This is a genomic window from Erythrobacter sp. S158 (assembly GCF_057364915.1).
The window spans coordinates 3,163,724-3,180,183 of the sequence record NZ_CP200279.1 but is presented as its reverse complement, the minus strand read 5'-3'; the positions used below and the strand labels follow the sequence as shown (position 1 = coordinate 3,180,183).

Sequence of the window (16,460 nt, the reverse complement as noted above, 5' to 3'; positions counted from 1 at the left end):
CCCAGCCAATCCTTTCAAAAGGCCCCGTCGGCAACGTCCGGCGGGGCCTTTTTCGTACCTCCTTTGCAACCACGCGGCGTGCTTGCGTGTAAGTCGGTAAAGGAGATCAGCATCATGAAACTGCCACACAATGCCCACGTTGCCGTCGTCGATGGAGAGACTTTCCTCCTCTTCCGCAATGAAGGTCAGCTGTTCGAACCCAAACTGCGCAAGGAAGAAAGCCCTGACCTCGACGTGACCAATTTCAGCGCAGGCGTGCGCCACCAGGACGATATCGGACAGGAACTCGGCCGCACCCAGCTTGACGAACTCGCGCATGGTGCAGCGGTTGCCGAATGGCTCAGCGCAAAGGCCGTCTCGGGCGATCTGCACGACGTCCTGATTATCGCTGACCCAAAGTCGCTCGGCGAGATGCGCAACCACTATCACGGTGAGCTCGAGAAACGCGTTGTCGGCGAAATCGACAAAACGCTGACCAACCAGCCCGTCGACGAGATCGAAAAGGCAATCGTCGCTGCCAAATAAACGACAATAAGCAATTATCGGGGACCCCGGAGGACATTCGTCTTCCGGGGTTTTTCGTTGGTCGATTGCTCCCCTTCCCAACCGCTGGCCCGTGCCGCATAACCCCTCGCAGTTTCACGTAGAGGGGAAATCCATTGAAAACGAAGTTTGCAGCGCTGCTGCTCGCGTCGGTCGCGCTCGCTGGCTGCGATGCGATGACGACGAGTACGGCGACGATCGAATGCGCCACCACGCAGACCGAATGCATCAACACATGGTTTGACGAGAAGTTCGAGGAAGGCCTTCAGTTCAGCCCGATCCTCCAGACCAGCCTTGGCATCAAGACCGACTATGACAAGCTCGACGACTTCAGCGTCGCAGGTATCGAGGAGCAGGCTGCATGGGCGCGTCAGGCGCGCGCCGATATGGAAGCAAACTTCGATTATGACGAGCTGACCGACGAGGCAAAACAGTCTTACGACCTGTTCGCCGAAATGACTGCCAGCATGGAAGAGCGCACCGAATATCTGGAGCAGGAATACATCCTTCACCAGATGCAAGGAGCGCATGCCTTCCTGCCGAGCTTCCTTTTGAGCCAGCACACGGTCGAAAGCGAAAGCGACATGGAAGCCTTTGTCGCGCGTCTGGCTGCGATGGGCACGGCGATGGACCAACTGCTTGAGCGCGCGCAAGCCAATGCCGCAGCAGGCACCCGTCCGCCGCGCTTTTCCTACGACGCGGTCATCGCGGAATCGCAGGGCCTCATCAGCGGCGCTCCATTTGACGATGGCGAACCCTCGGCACTTTGGACAGGTACGGAAGAGCGCCTCGCGAGCCTCGTCGAAGCCGGAACCATCACCGAGGAACGCGCCGACGAACTGCGCGAGGAAGCGCGCAGTGCGCTGACCGGCCAGATGGCCCCCGCTTACCAGCGAGTTGCCGACTGGTTCACCGAGGATCTGCCGAACACTGCCGACGTGGCGCAAGGTGTAGGCATGCTTTCCAACGGCGAAGACTACTACAATTATATGCTGCGCCAGATGACCACGACGGAGCTGACCGCCGACGAAATCCACGAAATCGGCCTCGCCGATGTCGCGCGTATTCGCGGCGAGATGGAAGCGATCAAGGAGCAGGTCGGGTTCGAAGGCAGCCTTCAGGACTTCTTTGTCTTCATCCGCACCGACGATCAGTTCTTCTTCTCGGATGATGAGGCAGGCGCGCAGGACTATATCGACCGCGCAACCATGCACATCAACGAGCTGACCGAACGCCTGCCCGAGTTCTTCGGTCGGCTACCCAAGGCCGAGCTTGAAGTGCGCCGGGTCGAACCGTTCCGCGAACAACCGGGCGCTGCACAGCACTACCGTCCCGGCACGCCTGACGGTTCACGCCCGGGCATCTACTACGCTCACTTGTCCGACATGACCGCAATGCCGATCCCACCGCTTGAGGCGATCGCGTATCACGAAGGCAATCCGGGCCACCACATGCAGATCTCGATCTCGCAGGAACTCGAAGACATCCCGCGTTTTCGCACACAGGGCAACTTCCAGAACGCTTATGTCGAAGGCTGGGCGCTCTATTCCGAGGCCCTCGCCAAAGAGATGGGCGGCTACGAGGACCCCTATTCGGAGTTTGGCCGCCTGCAGAGCGAGATGTGGCGCGCGATCAGGCTGGTGGTCGATACCGGCATCCACTCGAAAGGCTGGACCGAGGACGAGGCCGTTGCCTACTGCCTCGAAAACTCGCCAAATCCCGAAACCGTCGCCCGCAGCGAGGTGCAACGTTACTTCGTGCTGCCGGGTCAGGCGACCGGGTACAAGATCGGCATGATCCGTATCCAGGAACTGCGCGCCAAGGCCGCTGAAGAACTGGGTGACGACTTCGACATTCGCGGCTTCCACGACACCGTGCTCGATGGGGGCTCGATGCCGCTGTCCGTGCTCGAACGCCGTGTCGACAACTGGATCGCATCGGTCAAGGAAAGCTAAGCCCGCAAGGCCTGGCGAACAAAAAGGGCGGGGTAGCGACTGGCTACCCCGCCCTTTCCTATTGGGCTTGTTAAATGCGTCGGTCAGCCGCCCGAGCGGCTCGCCTCGGCTGCTTCGATATCCGCTTCCGACCAGATAACCTGTGTCTGGGTCTGCGGATTGAAGCGCGTGTTGGCATAGGACGCCGCTTCGGCCGCTGCGATCTCGGCAGCGGTCAGGTACTCGCTCGGCTCAAGCGCGAACACGTCGAGGCCGCGCGTGATCTCAGTTCCGTAGACGCGGCCATTGTACCAGTAGGACGACCAGAACCCGCCGACGACGAGCTGTTCGTCATCAATCGCACCGCGATCGAAGTAGGCGATCTCCGTCGGGTTCGCGCTGTCGGTGAAGTCCATAACGCTGATGCCGCCTTGGTACCAGCTCTGCACGAAGATATCGCGGCCGGGGACCGGAACGATCGAACCGTTGTGAGCAACGCAGTTTTCGTACTCACCCTGCGGTCCGGGCATCTTGTAGTGGCTGCGGAATTCGAGCTTGCCGTCGACGATGTCGTAGATCGCGTTCGCGCCCCAGGTCATCGGGTCCGACGCCTTGCAACGCGGGCGGCCACCGCCGCCCCATTCGTCGGTGAAGATGACTTTGGTGCCGTCATTGTTGAACGTGGCCGAGTGCCAGTAGGCAAAGCCCTTATCGAACACGGCATCGGTGCGGACCGGGTTGTAGGGGTCCGAGATGTCCATGAGGATGCCGTTGCCCGAGCACGCGCCAGCCGCGATGTTCAGCGACGGGAACACGGTGATGTCGTGGCACTGGTTGGTCTGACGCGTGTTCTGCGCGCCGTCCTCGATCTCGCCGCCTTCCCAGAGGCCTGCGATCTCGCCAGTGCTTTCGTCAGCGAAAACACGCGGGCTGCTGACGATGCGAGCGGCTGCCGGATTGGCGACCGGGATCTCGATCACGTCGATGCTGAACAGCGCGGTACGCGAATCCGAGCGGTTGGCGATGCAACGCTCGAGCTCTTCGGTCTTGCGAACGCTCGACGTGCCCGAATTGTAGACGATGATCTTCTCAGCATCCGCGCTCACAACCGAATGCGTGTGGCTGCCGCGGCAGGTCTGGACCTGGCCGACCTGACGAACGGCAGTAAGGTCGGAGATGTCGAAGATGCGAAGGCCGCGGAAACGTTCTTCGCTGACGTCGCCTTCGACGCCCTGCAGGCCGCAATCGACGCGGCCACGTGTCTGCTCGACGCTCATCACAAGGAGGTTGCCGACGACCGAAACGTCGCCCTGACCACCCGGACACACGACCGAGGAGAGCAAATTGGGCACACCATCATCGCCAAGGCGATAGATGTTGAAGCCGTGATAATTGCCGGTGACCATGATGTCGTCGAAGAACGCCATGTCGGTATTGGCGAAGTCGAGGAGCGGTGAACGCTCGGCGAACTGAGTGAGGCTCTCACCATCCTCGTCGGGTTCAGCGATCTCGTTATCAGCGCCTTCCGGGTCGGCTTCGACCGCAACGACATCGGATTCGCTGGCATCGATCAGGTTCGCTTCGGCCTCGGCCTCCAGTGCATCATCCTCATCCTCTTCGCGAGGCGGAACCACGGCACGCAGGTCAGCTGGATTTTCCGGGTTGAAGAAACCGGCGGGCTTGGGAAGTGAGACGACCTTACGCAGGTTCCAGATCGCTTCGCCTGCATCGGCAAAGCCGGGCTTGAGGCCTGCGCGCGGATCGTCCGAGAGGCTCGCAAGGATCTTGTCCATGCGCTCGATTTCAGAGCTCTGGTCGTTGTCGATATCGCCGACAAAGCGGAACAGGATCGGATCGGCGGCGCTGCCCGGTTGACGCAGCAGTTCCTCGGTCATGTCGATTGCGCCTTCGTGGTGCGCAATCATCAGCGTAAGGAACATGCGGTCGAAATCGGTGCCTTCGAGTGTGGCAAGCTGCGCCATCTGCTCAGGCGTTGCCATTCCAGCCATCGTGGAATGGTCAACCATCGCATGGTTCGAGTGGTCCATGCCCGAATGGTCCATGCCAGAATGATCCATGCCGGCCATCACGGTCTTTTCACCGCGAGCCGCCAGCCATTCATTCATGAACTCGATCTCGTCAGCCTGGCTGGCGAGGATCTTGTCAGCTATCGTTATTACTTCTTCGTTGTTGGTGCGATCGGCAACAAGCTGCGCCATCTCTACCGCCTGCTGGTGATGGACAATCATGCCCTGCAGGAATGCAACATCGGCATTGATGTAGCTCGACTTGGCGATCTCGCTTGCTTCGTCTGCGCTCAGGGTCTTGCTTGCCTGTCCGGGCGCGCCCGGTTGGACGATGGGAGCGGTCTGAGCCATGGCGAGGCTCGAACCGGTCAGAAGCATGGCGGTAACAAAAGAGCGCGTGCCAATAATGGCCGCACGCTCAGCGGCATTGCGTGTGATTGTCATGTCAGTCCCTGTTCGCGAAAATAGGTCGGCCTTGCTTGCCGGATGCCGCTTGACAGTCAAGGGGTCTCCCAGAGCAACCGGTCAAGCATCGACGAAGGCACAACAGGAACCTTTCAAGCGCCGAGATGTTCCGGTTTCAGGGCGTTTGGTGAACGCAGACAGGAATCTGGCGCGCGCGCCGCACAATTCATCGCACACGGCGAATCGAGTGCTTGCCGCGACGAATCTGCCCGATCAAGACTGCGCAATTAAGGCCCCGCTAACCCTGTTAGGAGTATTTACCGCTGATGGCTCTCAGACATCGCTCCCGGATATTTGGTCTCGTCGCCGCCCTTGCCGCGACTTTCTCCGCCACCGCGAATGCGCAGACCAACGAGCTCCAGGCGAACTTTGACGATGCTTTCGGCACCGAGATGCGTGCGCCCGAGACGTTCGAGGCGATCTACGCGAACGGCTTCGAACAGCGCATCGCTGAACTTGCCGACGGGGATCGCGGTCGCATCGGCGTTGCCGCGCTCGACCTCGCGACAGGCGAAAGCGTTGCAGTGCTGGGCGACCAGCTCTTCCCGATGGCATCGACCAGCAAGATCGCAGTCGCTGCGGCTTATCTGGAGATGGTCGAGCAGAACAAATACTCGCTCACCTCAGAATTCCCGCTGCTGATTCCAATCCGTTCAGCAAAGTTCTCATCTCCCGCCGCTCCAGTGCGCAAGGGCAATTACATGCCCGCAATCGACCTCATCGAGATCATGATCACGCGCTCAAGCAATCCTGCGACTGACGCACTTCTTGCTGCGGTGGGCGGGCCTGAGAAAGTGAATGACTGGATGCGCCGTCAGGGCATTACCGATTTCTCGATCGACCGTGACATCGCAACGCTCGTACGCGACGATGGGGAGTACGATCCGGCGAACTGGATCGACCCGCGTGACGCGGCCACCCCGCGCGCGATGGTGCGCCTGCTTCAAGGACTTTATCGCGGCGATTTCCTGTCGGACCAGAGCCGTCAGGTGCTGCTTGGTGCGATGAGCCGCACGGTCACTGGCCGTCGCCGTATCCCCGCCAATATGCCTGACGAAGCAGTGGTGAGCCACAAGACCGGCTCCCTCAACAACACGTCGAGCGATATCGGCATCATCGAATCTCCCGATGGCCGGGCGATTGCCGTTGCTATTTACGTCACCGGGCAAGGCACCCGCCGCAATCGAGAAGCGCGCATCGCGTCGATTGCGCGCGCGCTCTACGATGGCTTCGCAGCCCGAGCGCGCCAGAACCGCAACTGGACTTCGGCACCGCGCACCGGCGGCTAAGGCCCGATTACAAGTCGCCCATAGAAAAAGGCGGCGCCCGGTTGGACGCCGCCTTTTCTTTTGCATTGCCTAGAAGGCTATGATGCAAGCTTAAGCGATTACTCGCCTTCGCCTTCCATCATTTCTTCAGCGTCGGCAGCAGCTTCTTCAGCAGCAGCTTCGACGTCGGCAGCAGCGCCTTCAGCAGCAGCTTCGGCGTCGGCAGCAGCTTCGTCGACTTCTGCAGCGGTTTCGTTGGCCATTGCGTCGGCTTCAGCAGCCATTGCGTCTACTTCAGCGTCGGCTTCAGCAGCTTCTTCAGCACATGCAGCGAGGCCGAGAGCCGAGGTTGCGATTGCAGCAGCAAGAACGATCTTACGCATAATTCAAATTCCTTGTTCAGCGAATGGAACAGGCGGGCTTCACGATGAAGTCCCTGCCAAAGCCGGATGATCCCCCCGGCTCCGATGCCTAAATAATGGCCGAAATGTGGCGATACAAGCGAAATGTGGCAAAATTGGTCATCATTGCCCTTTTCCCGCCTCAATTTGGCCGCTTTTTGCCACCGGTTCATCGTAGCCCGTATGGGCGCATTTATCGGTGCATGACCTCGTGCAAACCGGCTTACGCGCAAACCGAAGCGGTGCTAGCACACCGGCCATGTCATCTGAGCAGCAGCACCTCTATCTCGTCGATGGTTCGTCCTACATCTTTCGCGCCTATCACCGGCTTCCTCCGCTAACCGATCCCGAGGGCACTCCGGTCGGTGCAGTCTATGGCTACACCACGATGCTGTGGAAGCTGGCCGATGACCTCGATGCGGCAGAGGGGCCAACGCACCTTGCGGTCATTCTCGATAAGGATTCCAAAAGCTTCCGCAACGACATCTATCCCGAATACAAGGCGAACCGTCCCGAACCGCCCGAAGATCTTCGCCCGCAATTCCCACTGATTCGCGACGCGACCCGCGCTTTCAGCCTGCCGTGCATTGAGGAATCCGGGCTCGAAGCAGACGACTTGATCGCCTCTTATGCGCGTGCTGCCCAACGCGAGGGCTGGAACGTCACCATCGTCTCTTCCGACAAGGACTTGATGCAGCTGGTCGGCGAGGAAAACGGCGCGAAGATCGACATGCTCGACACGATGAAAAGCGCGCGCATCTACATCGAGGAAGTCGAAGAGAAATTCGGCGTCCCGCCCGAAAAGGTCGGAGATGTCCTCGCGCTGATGGGCGACAGCGTCGACAACATTCCCGGCATTTACGGCGTCGGACCCAAGACGGCTTCCAAACTGATCTCAGAGCATGGTTCGCTGACCGCGGCGCTCGACCAGGCGCCTGACATGAAGAAGTCGAAGCTTAAAGAGCGCCTGATCGAAGGCCGCGAAGATGCCGAGATGAGTCGCGTTCTGGTCACGCTCAAGGAAGACTGCGACCTTCCGATGGCGATCGATGAAATGAAGCTGGAAGGCATCCCATCCGAGCCTCTGGCGGCATTTCTCGAGAAGCACGGTTTTACCTCGCTGCTGAAGCGGCTCGGCGCGGGCGCTGGGAGCCCGGACCGTCCAAATGACCTCAATCCCACAATGGCAGACAAGGCCGGCGACAAGGGCGATGCAGAGGGCAATCGCCAGCCGCTTCCCGAAATGCCAAAGGTGGATCGCAGCGCCTACGAGACTGTGCAGACGCTGGATCGGCTGCAGGCATGGATCGACCGCGCCTCAGCCGCACGCCTGGTCGCGGTTGATACAGAGACCTCCTCGCTCGACGCCATGGCAGCCGATCTGGTCGGCGTCAGCCTCGCCCTCGCACCCAACGATGCCTGTTACATTCCGCTCGCCCATGGCGGCACCGACATGTTCTCCGACAAGCCGGAACAGGTAGCGATGGAGGACGCGCTCGCTGCTCTCAGACCCATGTTCGAGGACGACAGCGTCCTGAAAGTCTTCCAGAACGGCAAATACGACCTCAATGTCCTGGCGCGGGTCGGCATCGACGTTTCGCCGATAGAGGACACGATGGTGATGAGCTTCGACCTCGACGCAGGGCGCGGCGAAGGCATGGGCGGCGGTCATGGGATGGACGAACTGTCCGAACGCCACCTGCTCCACAAACCGCTCGCCTTCAAGGATGTGTGCGGTACCGGCAAAAAAGCGATCCCGTTCGGAGAAGTCCCGCTCGACCATGCAACCGAATATGCCGCCGAGGACGCAGACGTCACCTTGCGGCTCTACCGCATGCTCAAGCCACGCCTTTCCGAAGAAGGCGGCACGAAAATCTACGAGCGCGTGGACCGCCCACTGATCCCGGTCGTCGCGGGAATGGAGCGCGAAGGCATAAAGGTCGACCGAGCGCGCCTTGCCAAGCTGTCGGAAGAATTCGCCACCACGACGGCTTCGCTCGAAAAGGAAATTCACGAGATCGCCGGTCAGGAATTCGCCGTCGGCAGCCCCAAGCAACTGGGCGAAATCCTGTTCGACAAGATGGGCTTCAAGGGCGGCAAGAAAGGCAAGAGTGGAGCTTATTCGACCGATCAGTCCGTGCTCGAAAACCTCGCCAAGAACGACGCGGCCAAGCCGATCGCCGACAAGGTGCTCGAGTGGAGGCATCTGTCGAAACTGAAGTCGACCTATACCGATGCTCTGCAGGCGCAGATCAATCCTGAAACGGGCCGCGTACACACCAGCTACAGTCTTGTCGGCGCGCAGACCGGCCGGCTTTCCTCAACCGATCCAAACTTGCAGAATATCCCGATCCGCACCGAGATCGGGCGCACTATTCGTCAGGCCTTTGTCCCCGAAGATGGCAACGTGCTTCTCGCTGCTGACTATTCGCAGATCGAACTGCGCCTCGCCGCGCACATGGCCGATGTCGACACGCTCAAGGAGGCCTTCGCCAACGGAGAAGACATCCACGCGCGCACCGCGACCGAGATGTTCGGCGAAGTTACCCGCGATACGCGCGCTCGTGCCAAGACGATCAACTTCGCCATCCTTTATGGCATTTCGCGCTGGGGACTTGCGGGCCGGCTCGAGGTCGAACCCGACGAAGCCCAAGACATGATCGACACCTATTTCCAGCGCTTCCCTGGCATCCAGCGCTATATCATGGAAACGCTCGAAACCGTTCGCGAGCGCGGCTATTCTGAGACGCTTTTCGGTCGCAAGACCTGGTTCCCGCGCATCACCTCCAAAAACCAGGCCGAACGCCAAGGCTCGGAGCGCGCCGCGATCAACGCGCCGATCCAGGGAACCAGCGCCGACATCATCAAGCGAGCGATGGCACGCATGCTCCCTGCCCTTCGCGATGAGGGTCTGGGCAACGTGCGCATGCTGCTGCAGGTGCACGATGAATTGGTCTTCGAATTGCCCGACGGCGATGTTGAGAAAGCCTCCCCGATCATCGAACGGGTCATGGCAGATGCTGCCCTGCCTGCGGTCTCGCTAGACGTGCCTCTCGCGGTCGATATCGGCACGGGCCAATCATGGGACGCAGCGCATTGATTGAGCGGATCATCACAGGGACGCTGACCATCGACTGGGACGCATTCGCGGTTTCAGCTTTGACAGTGCTGGTTGCGCTCGCGATCGCCTATGTTGCTTACCTGATCGTCTTCAAGATCATCGGCAGGCTCGCGCATCTGTCGGAGATTGCGGTCGACGAAATCCTCGTCAAACGCATCCGCCAGCCGATCAAGTGGTCCTTCCTCGCGATCAGCGTGACCATCGCGGCCCAGTATGATCCCGAGCTTCGCCAGTGGTGGGAGCCGCTGGCGCGCTTTCTGCGGCCCGCCCTGCTTGGCTGGATTGCCTATAACGTTGTGCGCGGTCTGACCGCCGCGATGGAGCTGCGCATGGCCGATGCCGATCCGGTCGCCACGCGCAGCCGCCGTACGCGCGTCGCCGTGCTCTCGCGTATCGTGGTCTTTGCAATAGTCGTCATCACCGTGGGCCTGATGCTGTTTTCGATCCCCTCTGTGCGGGCAATCGGGACAACCATGCTTGCTTCAGCGGGCCTCGCAGCTTTGGCCATCGGCGCCGCCGCGCAGCCTGCACTTAAGTCGCTGATTGCGGGTGTGCAGGTCGCGCTGACCGAGCCCATGCGAATTGGCGATCTTGTCAGGGTCGACGGCGACACGGGCCGGGTCGAGGAAATTCACATGAGCTTCGTCACGGTGCGCACGTGGGATGACCGGGTGCTTGTTGTTCCTACCAGCCGGTTCCTTGACGAGACCTTCGAGAACTGGTCGCGGCTCGATGAAACGCTCACCGGTACGGTGTTCCTGCATCTCGACCCGATTACCGATGTCGCTCCAATTCGGGCCGAGTTCGAGCGTTATGTCGAGACCCACGAGCTGTTTGATGGCCGCGACCACGGCCTCGCGGTCACGGAGGCTTATCCTGAGAGCCTAGAGCTCAGGATCGTCGTCAGTGCAGAGAATCCCGGCGATCTGTGGACGCTGCGCTGTGATGTGCGCGAACACATGATGGCGTGGTTGCGCGAGAACATGGAAGAGGTGCTGATCCGCCATCGCCTCGAAGTGCCGCACGGGCACCCCAAGGCTGGCGAACCCTAAGCCTCTTCGTCGCTCCCGTGCTTCTTCGCGCGGGCAGGCGCAAGCGAGTCTGGTGCAAAGAAACCGATCGGATTGGCCTCCGCCGCGCGCTTTTTCAGTTCACCGCGCATCCTGCGATATTCGGCTTCCATTCGCGGAGTGACCGTGGCCCGGCTGTCTTCCAGCGCATCCTCGAAGTCCTGCATTTCAACCGCCTTCACGTCGCCGCCCATGCGCCTCAGCGCACCAAGCCCTGCACGGCGCACCACGTCTTCGAGATCGGCGCCGGTGAAGCGGTCGGTTTTTTCAGCGATTTCGGCGAGGTCGACATTGCTGGAAAGCGGCATGTCCTTGGTGTGGATGCCAAGGATATGCTCGCGGCCTTCCTTGTCAGGCGTTCCGACATAGACAAGCTCATCGAAGCGGCCCGGACGAAGCAGTGCAGGGTCGACCAGTGCTGGCCGGTTGGTCGCACCGATTACGATGACCGATTGCAATTCTTCGAGACCATCCATCTCGGCAAGGATCGTGTTGACGACGCGTCCCGTCACCTGCGGTTCGCTCTGGCCACTGCCGCGTGCGGGCACGAGGCTGTCGATTTCGTCGATGAAGACCACACAGGGAGCCACCGCACGGGCGCGAGCGAAGAGTTTTGCGATCTGCTGCTCACTCTCGCCAAACCACTTGGACAAGAGATCCGAGCTCTTCATCGAGATGAAGTTGGCTTCCGCCTCTTTTGCGACAGCCTTTGCCAGCAGTGTTTTGCCAGTACCCGGCGGGCCATAGAGTAGGAAGCCCTTGGCCGGGCGAATGCCTAGACGGCGGAAGGCTTCGGCATTCTTGAGGGGTAGCTCAATGCCTTCCTTCAGCTTGTCGATCGCATCGCCTACGCCGCCAATGTTGTCCCAGCCGACATTGGGAACCTGCACCATCACTTCGCGCATCGCTGAGGGCTGGATGCGTTTCAGCGCACTGAAGAAGTCGGCGCGGGTGACGCACAAATCCTCAAGCACGTCCTGAGGTATGGTGCGCTCTTCAAGATTAAGGCGCGGCATGATCCTGCGGACGGCATCGATCGCAGCTTCACGGGCTAGTGCCGCGATATCCGCGCCGACGAACCCATGCGTGACACGCGCGAGTTCGGACAAGTCGACCGCTTCTTCAAGCGGCATGCCGCGCGTGTGGATCGCGAGAATCTCGCGCCTGCCGCGTTGGTCGGGGACACCGATGACAATCTCGCGGTCGAAGCGCCCCGGTCGGCGCAGTGCCTCGTCGATGGCATCGGGACGATTTGTCGCCGCGATCACGACGAGGTTTGCGCGTGATTCTATCCCGTCCATCAGGGTCAGCATTTGCGCGACCAAGCGCTTTTCTGCCTCGCCGGGCACGCCGCTGCGCTTGGGAGCGATCGAGTCGATCTCATCAATAAAGACGATGGCTGGCGATGCACGGGTCGCTTCCTCGAAGACCTCGCGCAGCCGCTTTTCACTCTCGCCATAGCCAGAGCCCATGATTTCCGGGCCATTGATGGTGAAGAACTCAGCATCGCTTTCATTGGCGACAGCCTGAGCAAGGCGAGTCTTGCCGGTTCCCGGAGGGCCGTGGAGCAGCACGCCTTTGGGAGGGTCGACGCCGAGGCGCGTGAACAGTTCGGGATAGCGCAGGGGCAGCTCAACCATTTCGCGCAGTTGCTGGATGGTGTCCTCCATCCCGCCGACATCGTCATAGTTGACCATGCCGCGTGCATCGCGCGGTTCCTCGAACTCGGTGCGCAGTTCGACCTCGGTGTTCTCGTCGATATGTACGATGCCCTTGGGGCTGGTCGAGTGTACCGAGAGCCTGATCTGGGTAAGCGCGTACGCTGGAGCGCGAAGCATCTGGCGCACGTCCGGCGGCATATTCTGGACCGGCTGTTGACCAGTCGTTGCGACGAGGTCGCCAGCCGTGATGGGCTTCTTGAAGAAATTGCGCTTGAGCGCTTGCGCCGGGCCCTGAAGCCGCATCTCGCGCTGTGCTGGAGCAAACACTACGCGGGTTGCGGGGCGCGATTCGGCAACGACGATTTCGACATGCTCACCAGAGGCTGCTTCTGCGTTGCCACGCTGGAGGCCGTCGAGCCTCACGACATCGAGTGAATCGTCCTCGGGATAGGCCGCCATCGCGATCGCGGCGGTAGTGCGCTTCCCACTGATCTCGACGACATCGCCCTCGGTGATCCCAAGCTGCTGGAACGCGGTTCGCGGCATTCTCGCGATGCCCTGTCCCGATTCCTCTTGCCTGGCTGGAGCAACTTGCAAGCGCACCGTGCGATCTGAAGTAGTAGCGTCAGTTTCACTCGGCGCGTCGGCCATGGGCAAGTCCTCTGGTCGGTTAGATTCTGCAAAAAGTTCGGCTGTCCGCTAGCTAGGAAGCGGCAGGCCTTTATGCAAACCGACAAGCTCGCCGATTGATCCGGTGCGAGACGGGCTCTTTCCCGTCGCTCAACCGTTGGGACGGGTCCCGAACGCAGACAAAAAAAGCCCGGCACGGGGCCGGGCTGTGAAAGTTTGGGAGAGGATGCCTAAAAGGCAGGATCAGGTATGATGCGAGGCTCATTATTGTGCAAATGCGAAAGCCGCACCGCACATTGCAAATTCTGCAATCTGATTGGCCAAATCTGCGCGATTTATGACATTTTTTGCATCGCAAACTGATTAATTATTAGTCAATGGCCCAATTTTACAGCAATTTGAAACTTCATTCATGTTGCAGTGCGGCGCAACTTGCCCTGCGAGGAGGTGGCTTAATCCCCGCCCGTGACATGGCCGACACAAGCTACTAATCAATCAGGAATCTACGTCCCTGACAAAGCTGTCAGGGCATGATTGGACTGCAAGGGACCGGCACAATTCATGTCAAAGATTTTTCCTGACGCCGCAGCTGCGCTCGACGGGGTCATCGCCGACGAGATTCTTATCGCATCGGGAGGCTTCGGATTGTGCGGGATACCTGAGAGGCTCCTCGATGCGATCCGCGACAGCGGAGTCACAGGCCTCACCTTCGCCAGCAACAATGCCGGCATCGACAACGAGGGTATCGGCAAGCTCCTTCGCACCAAGCAAGTGAGAAAGATGATCTCGTCCTATGTCGGCGAGAACAAGGAGTTCGAGCGCCAATATCTCGCCGGCGAGCTCGAAGTTGAATTCTGTCCGCAGGGAACGCTGGCGGAACGTATGCGTGCAGGCGGCGCTGGCATACCCGGTTTTTACACCAAGACCGGCGTGGGCACACAGGTTGCTGACGGCAAGGAGCACAAGGACTTTCCCGATCAGGACGGCGTTATGTCGACATACATTCTGGAACGCGGGATTTTCGCCGACCTTGCCATCGTCAAGGCCTGGAAGGCTGATGAAACCGGCAATCTCATCTTCCGCAAAACGGCGCGCAACTTCAACCAGCCCGCTGCCACTTGCGGCAAGGTTTGCATCGCAGAGGTCGAAGAGATTGTGCCCGCTGGCGCGCTTGATGCAGACGCGATCCACCTGCCGGGCGTCTTTGTAAACCGGATGGTGCTCGGAGCACCTTACGACAAGAAAATCGAATTTCGCACCGTAAGAGAACGCGAGGAGGCGTAACGGGTCATGGAGGGGAGAAAAATCTACAAGCTGACATTGCTCGCCGGAGCGGCAACAATGCTGCAAGGCTGCGTCGCGGCCGTCGTACCACTCGCGGCAAGCGGCCTCATGGGGGCCAGCGCTATCGACGGCGATGATGAACCAGCAGCCGCAGTTGCGGGGCCTGTCACGGACCCAAGCGTCATCATCGAAACGTCACCTTCACAAAGCGCCTTCGTCGAGAGCAGTCCTGCGCCTGCGCCACAAACAAGCTCTGTCACCCGCATGGCTGTCGAGGCCGAGGTGGCAGCTGTCGAAGAGCCCGCTCAATTGGCGGTCGAACTCCCCAACTCTGCCTCGGCGGCAACTGCCGAAGAAGCAATGACCGCCACAGAAATGGCCGCAACCGCGAGCGTCGAAAGCACGCCGTCCGGATCGGATGAATTCACTTCTGCTTTCGCAGAAACCGAGAACTCGGTTGAGGCAATGGATGGCCGAGGCCCCGCAATGTCGGCCAGCGAAGACTCGGAACTGGTTGCCACCATCGAGCAACCGGAAGCAGCCCCGGTTTCTGGCCGCAGCTCCGACTTGGATGACACGTCGGTCCGCAGGATCACGGTCGATTCCCAAGTGGCGCTTGCGGATACCACTGCGAACGAGCCTACCGTTTCTGCCGCGGAGGCTGCTGCCGCGCTTGCGACAGGGTCAACGACAGTCGCAGCAGCGACGACGACTGCTGCGCCGAGCGCAACCGTGCGCAATCCTGCGGTGCCCCCCGAGCCATCGGCGGACCAATCGCCCGTGATTCCCATTTCGGCGTCGGCGTCATCAGCATCCGATCCGACAGCGATCACTGCGCTCATCTCTTACGCCAACCAGAGCAAGTTCGAGTTTACACCGGGCCAATCGCGGACCTCGGCGATGCTGATCGACAGGGTCAATCTCGAAGCAGATCGCGCTAATTGCGTAGGCATCCAGCCGACCGTCCTGATCGACCTCGACCCCAAGGAGGGCACGTTCTCACCGGTCGATGCGCAGAACCCGCCTGCGGGTCTTGCTGCCGGGCTCGACCGGCTGCGCGGTGCCGGAGTGGCGATCGCATGGATTTCGAGCGGTTCGTCATCCTTCTCGGAAATCTACCGTGACGCGCTCGCACGCACGGGCCTCGATGAATCGGGAGCCGATCAGCTTCTCCTCATGCGCGGACCCGATGACCGTAAGCAAATCCGCCGCGAACAGCTCGCTCAGCAAACCTGCCTGATCGCAATCGCTGGCGATGATCGCTCCGACTTCGACGAACTCTACGACTATCTCCTTAACCCCGGTGACGCAGCGGTGCTCGAGCCGTTGATCGGTGAGGGCTGGTTCCTCATCCCCACCCCGCTCTTGTCCGAAAGGCCCAATTGATGACCGACCAACCGAAAGGCTGGACCCGTGACCAGATGGCAGCGCGCGCTGCGAAGGAACTGGAGGATGGCTACTACGTCAACCTCGGCATCGGCATCCCGACGCTGGTCGCAAACCACATTCCCGAGGGCATGCTGGTCACGCTGCAAAGCGAAAATGGAATGCTTGGCATTGGCCCCTTCCCCTACGAGGACGAGGTTGATCCCGACCTTATCAACGCCGGCAAGCAAACCATCAGCGAACTGCCGCACAGCGCGTATTTCGACAGCGCGACGAGCTTTTCGATGATCCGCGGCGGGCATATCGACCTGACCGTGCTGGGAGCGATGGAAGTCGCTCAGAACGGCGACATCGCCAACTGGATGATCCCGGGCAAGATGATCAAGGGCATGGGCGGCGCGATGGATCTCGTTGCGGGCGTGAAGAAGATCATCGTTGTTATGGATCACACGAGCAAGGCGGGCGATCCCAAGTTTATTCCCGAATGCACTCTGCCCCTGACCGGCACTGGTGTGGTGGACATGATCATCACCAATCTCGGCGTGTTCTTGCGGCCAGACAAGCAATCGGCTTTCCAGCTGATCGAACTCGCCCCCGGAGTGAGCGAAGCGGACATCGCGGCGAGCACCAGCGCGAATTACGAGGTCGCGCTCGCGGCGGCCTGACTGCG

General features: G+C 60.3%; 11 protein-coding genes. 8 read left to right on the top strand and 3 right to left on the bottom strand.

The window, feature by feature from the left end:
• Window positions 1–114: 114 nt before the first annotated feature.
• The gene (locus AC0V6T_RS15615; protein ID WP_486128380.1) at window positions 115–525 is read left to right on the top strand and encodes a baeRF12 domain-containing protein; all 411 of its coding nucleotides are present in this window, start codon (window positions 115–117) and stop codon (window positions 523–525) included.
• Between the two features lie 134 nt (window positions 526–659).
• Window positions 660–2,498 carry a DUF885 domain-containing protein gene (locus tag AC0V6T_RS15610; protein WP_486128378.1) on the top strand — a complete coding sequence of 613 codons (1,839 nt, stop codon included), beginning with the start codon at window positions 660–662 and terminating at the stop codon, window positions 2,496–2,498.
• A gap of 83 nt (window positions 2,499–2,581) precedes the next feature.
• Here the strand turns inward: AC0V6T_RS15610 and AC0V6T_RS15605 are convergent, their stop codons facing one another.
• Entirely contained in the window at window positions 2,582–4,948 is a 2,367-nt protein-coding gene (locus AC0V6T_RS15605) for a DUF305 domain-containing protein (protein ID WP_486128376.1), read from the bottom strand.
• 287 nt (window positions 4,949–5,235) lie between these two features.
• Here AC0V6T_RS15605 and AC0V6T_RS15600 point away from each other — a divergent pair, with 287 nt between their 5' ends.
• Window positions 5,236–6,258: a serine hydrolase gene (locus AC0V6T_RS15600; RefSeq protein ID WP_486128374.1), complete on the top strand. Its 1,023-nt coding sequence runs from the start codon at window positions 5,236–5,238 to the stop codon at window positions 6,256–6,258.
• A gap of 98 nt (window positions 6,259–6,356) precedes the next feature.
• On the opposite strand, the gene AC0V6T_RS15595 is transcribed toward AC0V6T_RS15600, so the two are convergent.
• Complete coding sequence (locus AC0V6T_RS15595; protein ID WP_486128372.1) at window positions 6,357–6,620, bottom strand: hypothetical protein; 264 nt, start codon at window positions 6,618–6,620, stop codon at window positions 6,357–6,359.
• 277 nt (window positions 6,621–6,897) lie between these two features.
• Here AC0V6T_RS15595 and polA point away from each other — a divergent pair, with 277 nt between their 5' ends.
• On the top strand, window positions 6,898–9,738 hold the full coding sequence (gene polA / locus AC0V6T_RS15590) for a DNA polymerase I (protein WP_486128370.1): 2,841 nt from the start codon (window positions 6,898–6,900) through the stop codon (window positions 9,736–9,738).
• A complete protein-coding gene (locus AC0V6T_RS15585) occupies window positions 9,720–10,811 on the top strand; it encodes a mechanosensitive ion channel family protein (protein ID WP_486128368.1) in 1,092 nt (363 codons plus the stop codon). The genes polA and AC0V6T_RS15585 overlap by 19 nt, the downstream gene beginning before the upstream one ends.
• Here AC0V6T_RS15585 and AC0V6T_RS15580 read toward each other — a convergent pair.
• A complete protein-coding gene (locus AC0V6T_RS15580; RefSeq protein WP_486128366.1) occupies window positions 10,808–13,141 on the bottom strand; it encodes a CDC48 family AAA ATPase in 2,334 nt (777 codons plus the stop codon). The two genes, AC0V6T_RS15585 and AC0V6T_RS15580, sit on opposite strands and share 4 nt — an antisense overlap.
• A gap of 540 nt (window positions 13,142–13,681) precedes the next feature.
• Between AC0V6T_RS15580 and AC0V6T_RS15575 the strand changes: the two genes are divergently transcribed.
• The 3 genes from AC0V6T_RS15575 to AC0V6T_RS15565 are packed head-to-tail and all read left to right on the top strand — an operon-like array spanning window position 13,682 to window position 16,455.
• Window positions 13,682–14,404 carry a CoA transferase subunit A gene (locus AC0V6T_RS15575; RefSeq protein WP_486128364.1) on the top strand — a complete coding sequence of 241 codons (723 nt, stop codon included), beginning with the start codon at window positions 13,682–13,684 and terminating at the stop codon, window positions 14,402–14,404.
• A 6-nt stretch (window positions 14,405–14,410) separates the two neighbouring features.
• A complete protein-coding gene (locus AC0V6T_RS15570) occupies window positions 14,411–15,790 on the top strand; it encodes a hypothetical protein (RefSeq protein WP_486128362.1) in 1,380 nt (459 codons plus the stop codon).
• A complete protein-coding gene (locus tag AC0V6T_RS15565) occupies window positions 15,790–16,455 on the top strand; it encodes a CoA transferase subunit B (protein ID WP_486128360.1) in 666 nt (221 codons plus the stop codon). Before AC0V6T_RS15570 ends, AC0V6T_RS15565 begins: the two co-directional genes overlap by 1 nt.
• The last annotated feature ends 5 nt before the right edge of the window (window positions 16,456–16,460 follow it).

What these genes read in the sequence shown, in the direction of transcription:
- AC0V6T_RS15615 (WP_486128380.1), top strand. Translation starts at nt 115, where the DNA reads ATGAAACTGCCACACAATGCCCACGTTGCCGTCGTCGATGGAGAGACT.
- AC0V6T_RS15605 (WP_486128376.1), bottom strand. Translation starts at nt 4,948, where the DNA reads ATGACAATCACACGCAATGCCGCTGAGCGTGCGGCCATTATTGGCACG.
- AC0V6T_RS15600 (WP_486128374.1), top strand. Translation starts at nt 5,236, where the DNA reads ATGGCTCTCAGACATCGCTCCCGGATATTTGGTCTCGTCGCCGCCCTT.
- AC0V6T_RS15595 (WP_486128372.1), bottom strand. Translation starts at nt 6,620, where the DNA reads ATGCGTAAGATCGTTCTTGCTGCTGCAATCGCAACCTCGGCTCTCGGC.
- polA (WP_486128370.1), top strand. Translation starts at nt 6,898, where the DNA reads ATGTCATCTGAGCAGCAGCACCTCTATCTCGTCGATGGTTCGTCCTAC.
- AC0V6T_RS15585 (WP_486128368.1), top strand. Translation starts at nt 9,720, where the DNA reads ATGGGACGCAGCGCATTGATTGAGCGGATCATCACAGGGACGCTGACC.
- AC0V6T_RS15580 (WP_486128366.1), bottom strand. Translation starts at nt 13,141, where the DNA reads ATGGCCGACGCGCCGAGTGAAACTGACGCTACTACTTCAGATCGCACG.
- AC0V6T_RS15575 (WP_486128364.1), top strand. Translation starts at nt 13,682, where the DNA reads ATGTCAAAGATTTTTCCTGACGCCGCAGCTGCGCTCGACGGGGTCATC.
- AC0V6T_RS15570 (WP_486128362.1), top strand. Translation starts at nt 14,411, where the DNA reads ATGGAGGGGAGAAAAATCTACAAGCTGACATTGCTCGCCGGAGCGGCA.
- AC0V6T_RS15565 (WP_486128360.1), top strand. Translation starts at nt 15,790, where the DNA reads ATGACCGACCAACCGAAAGGCTGGACCCGTGACCAGATGGCAGCGCGC.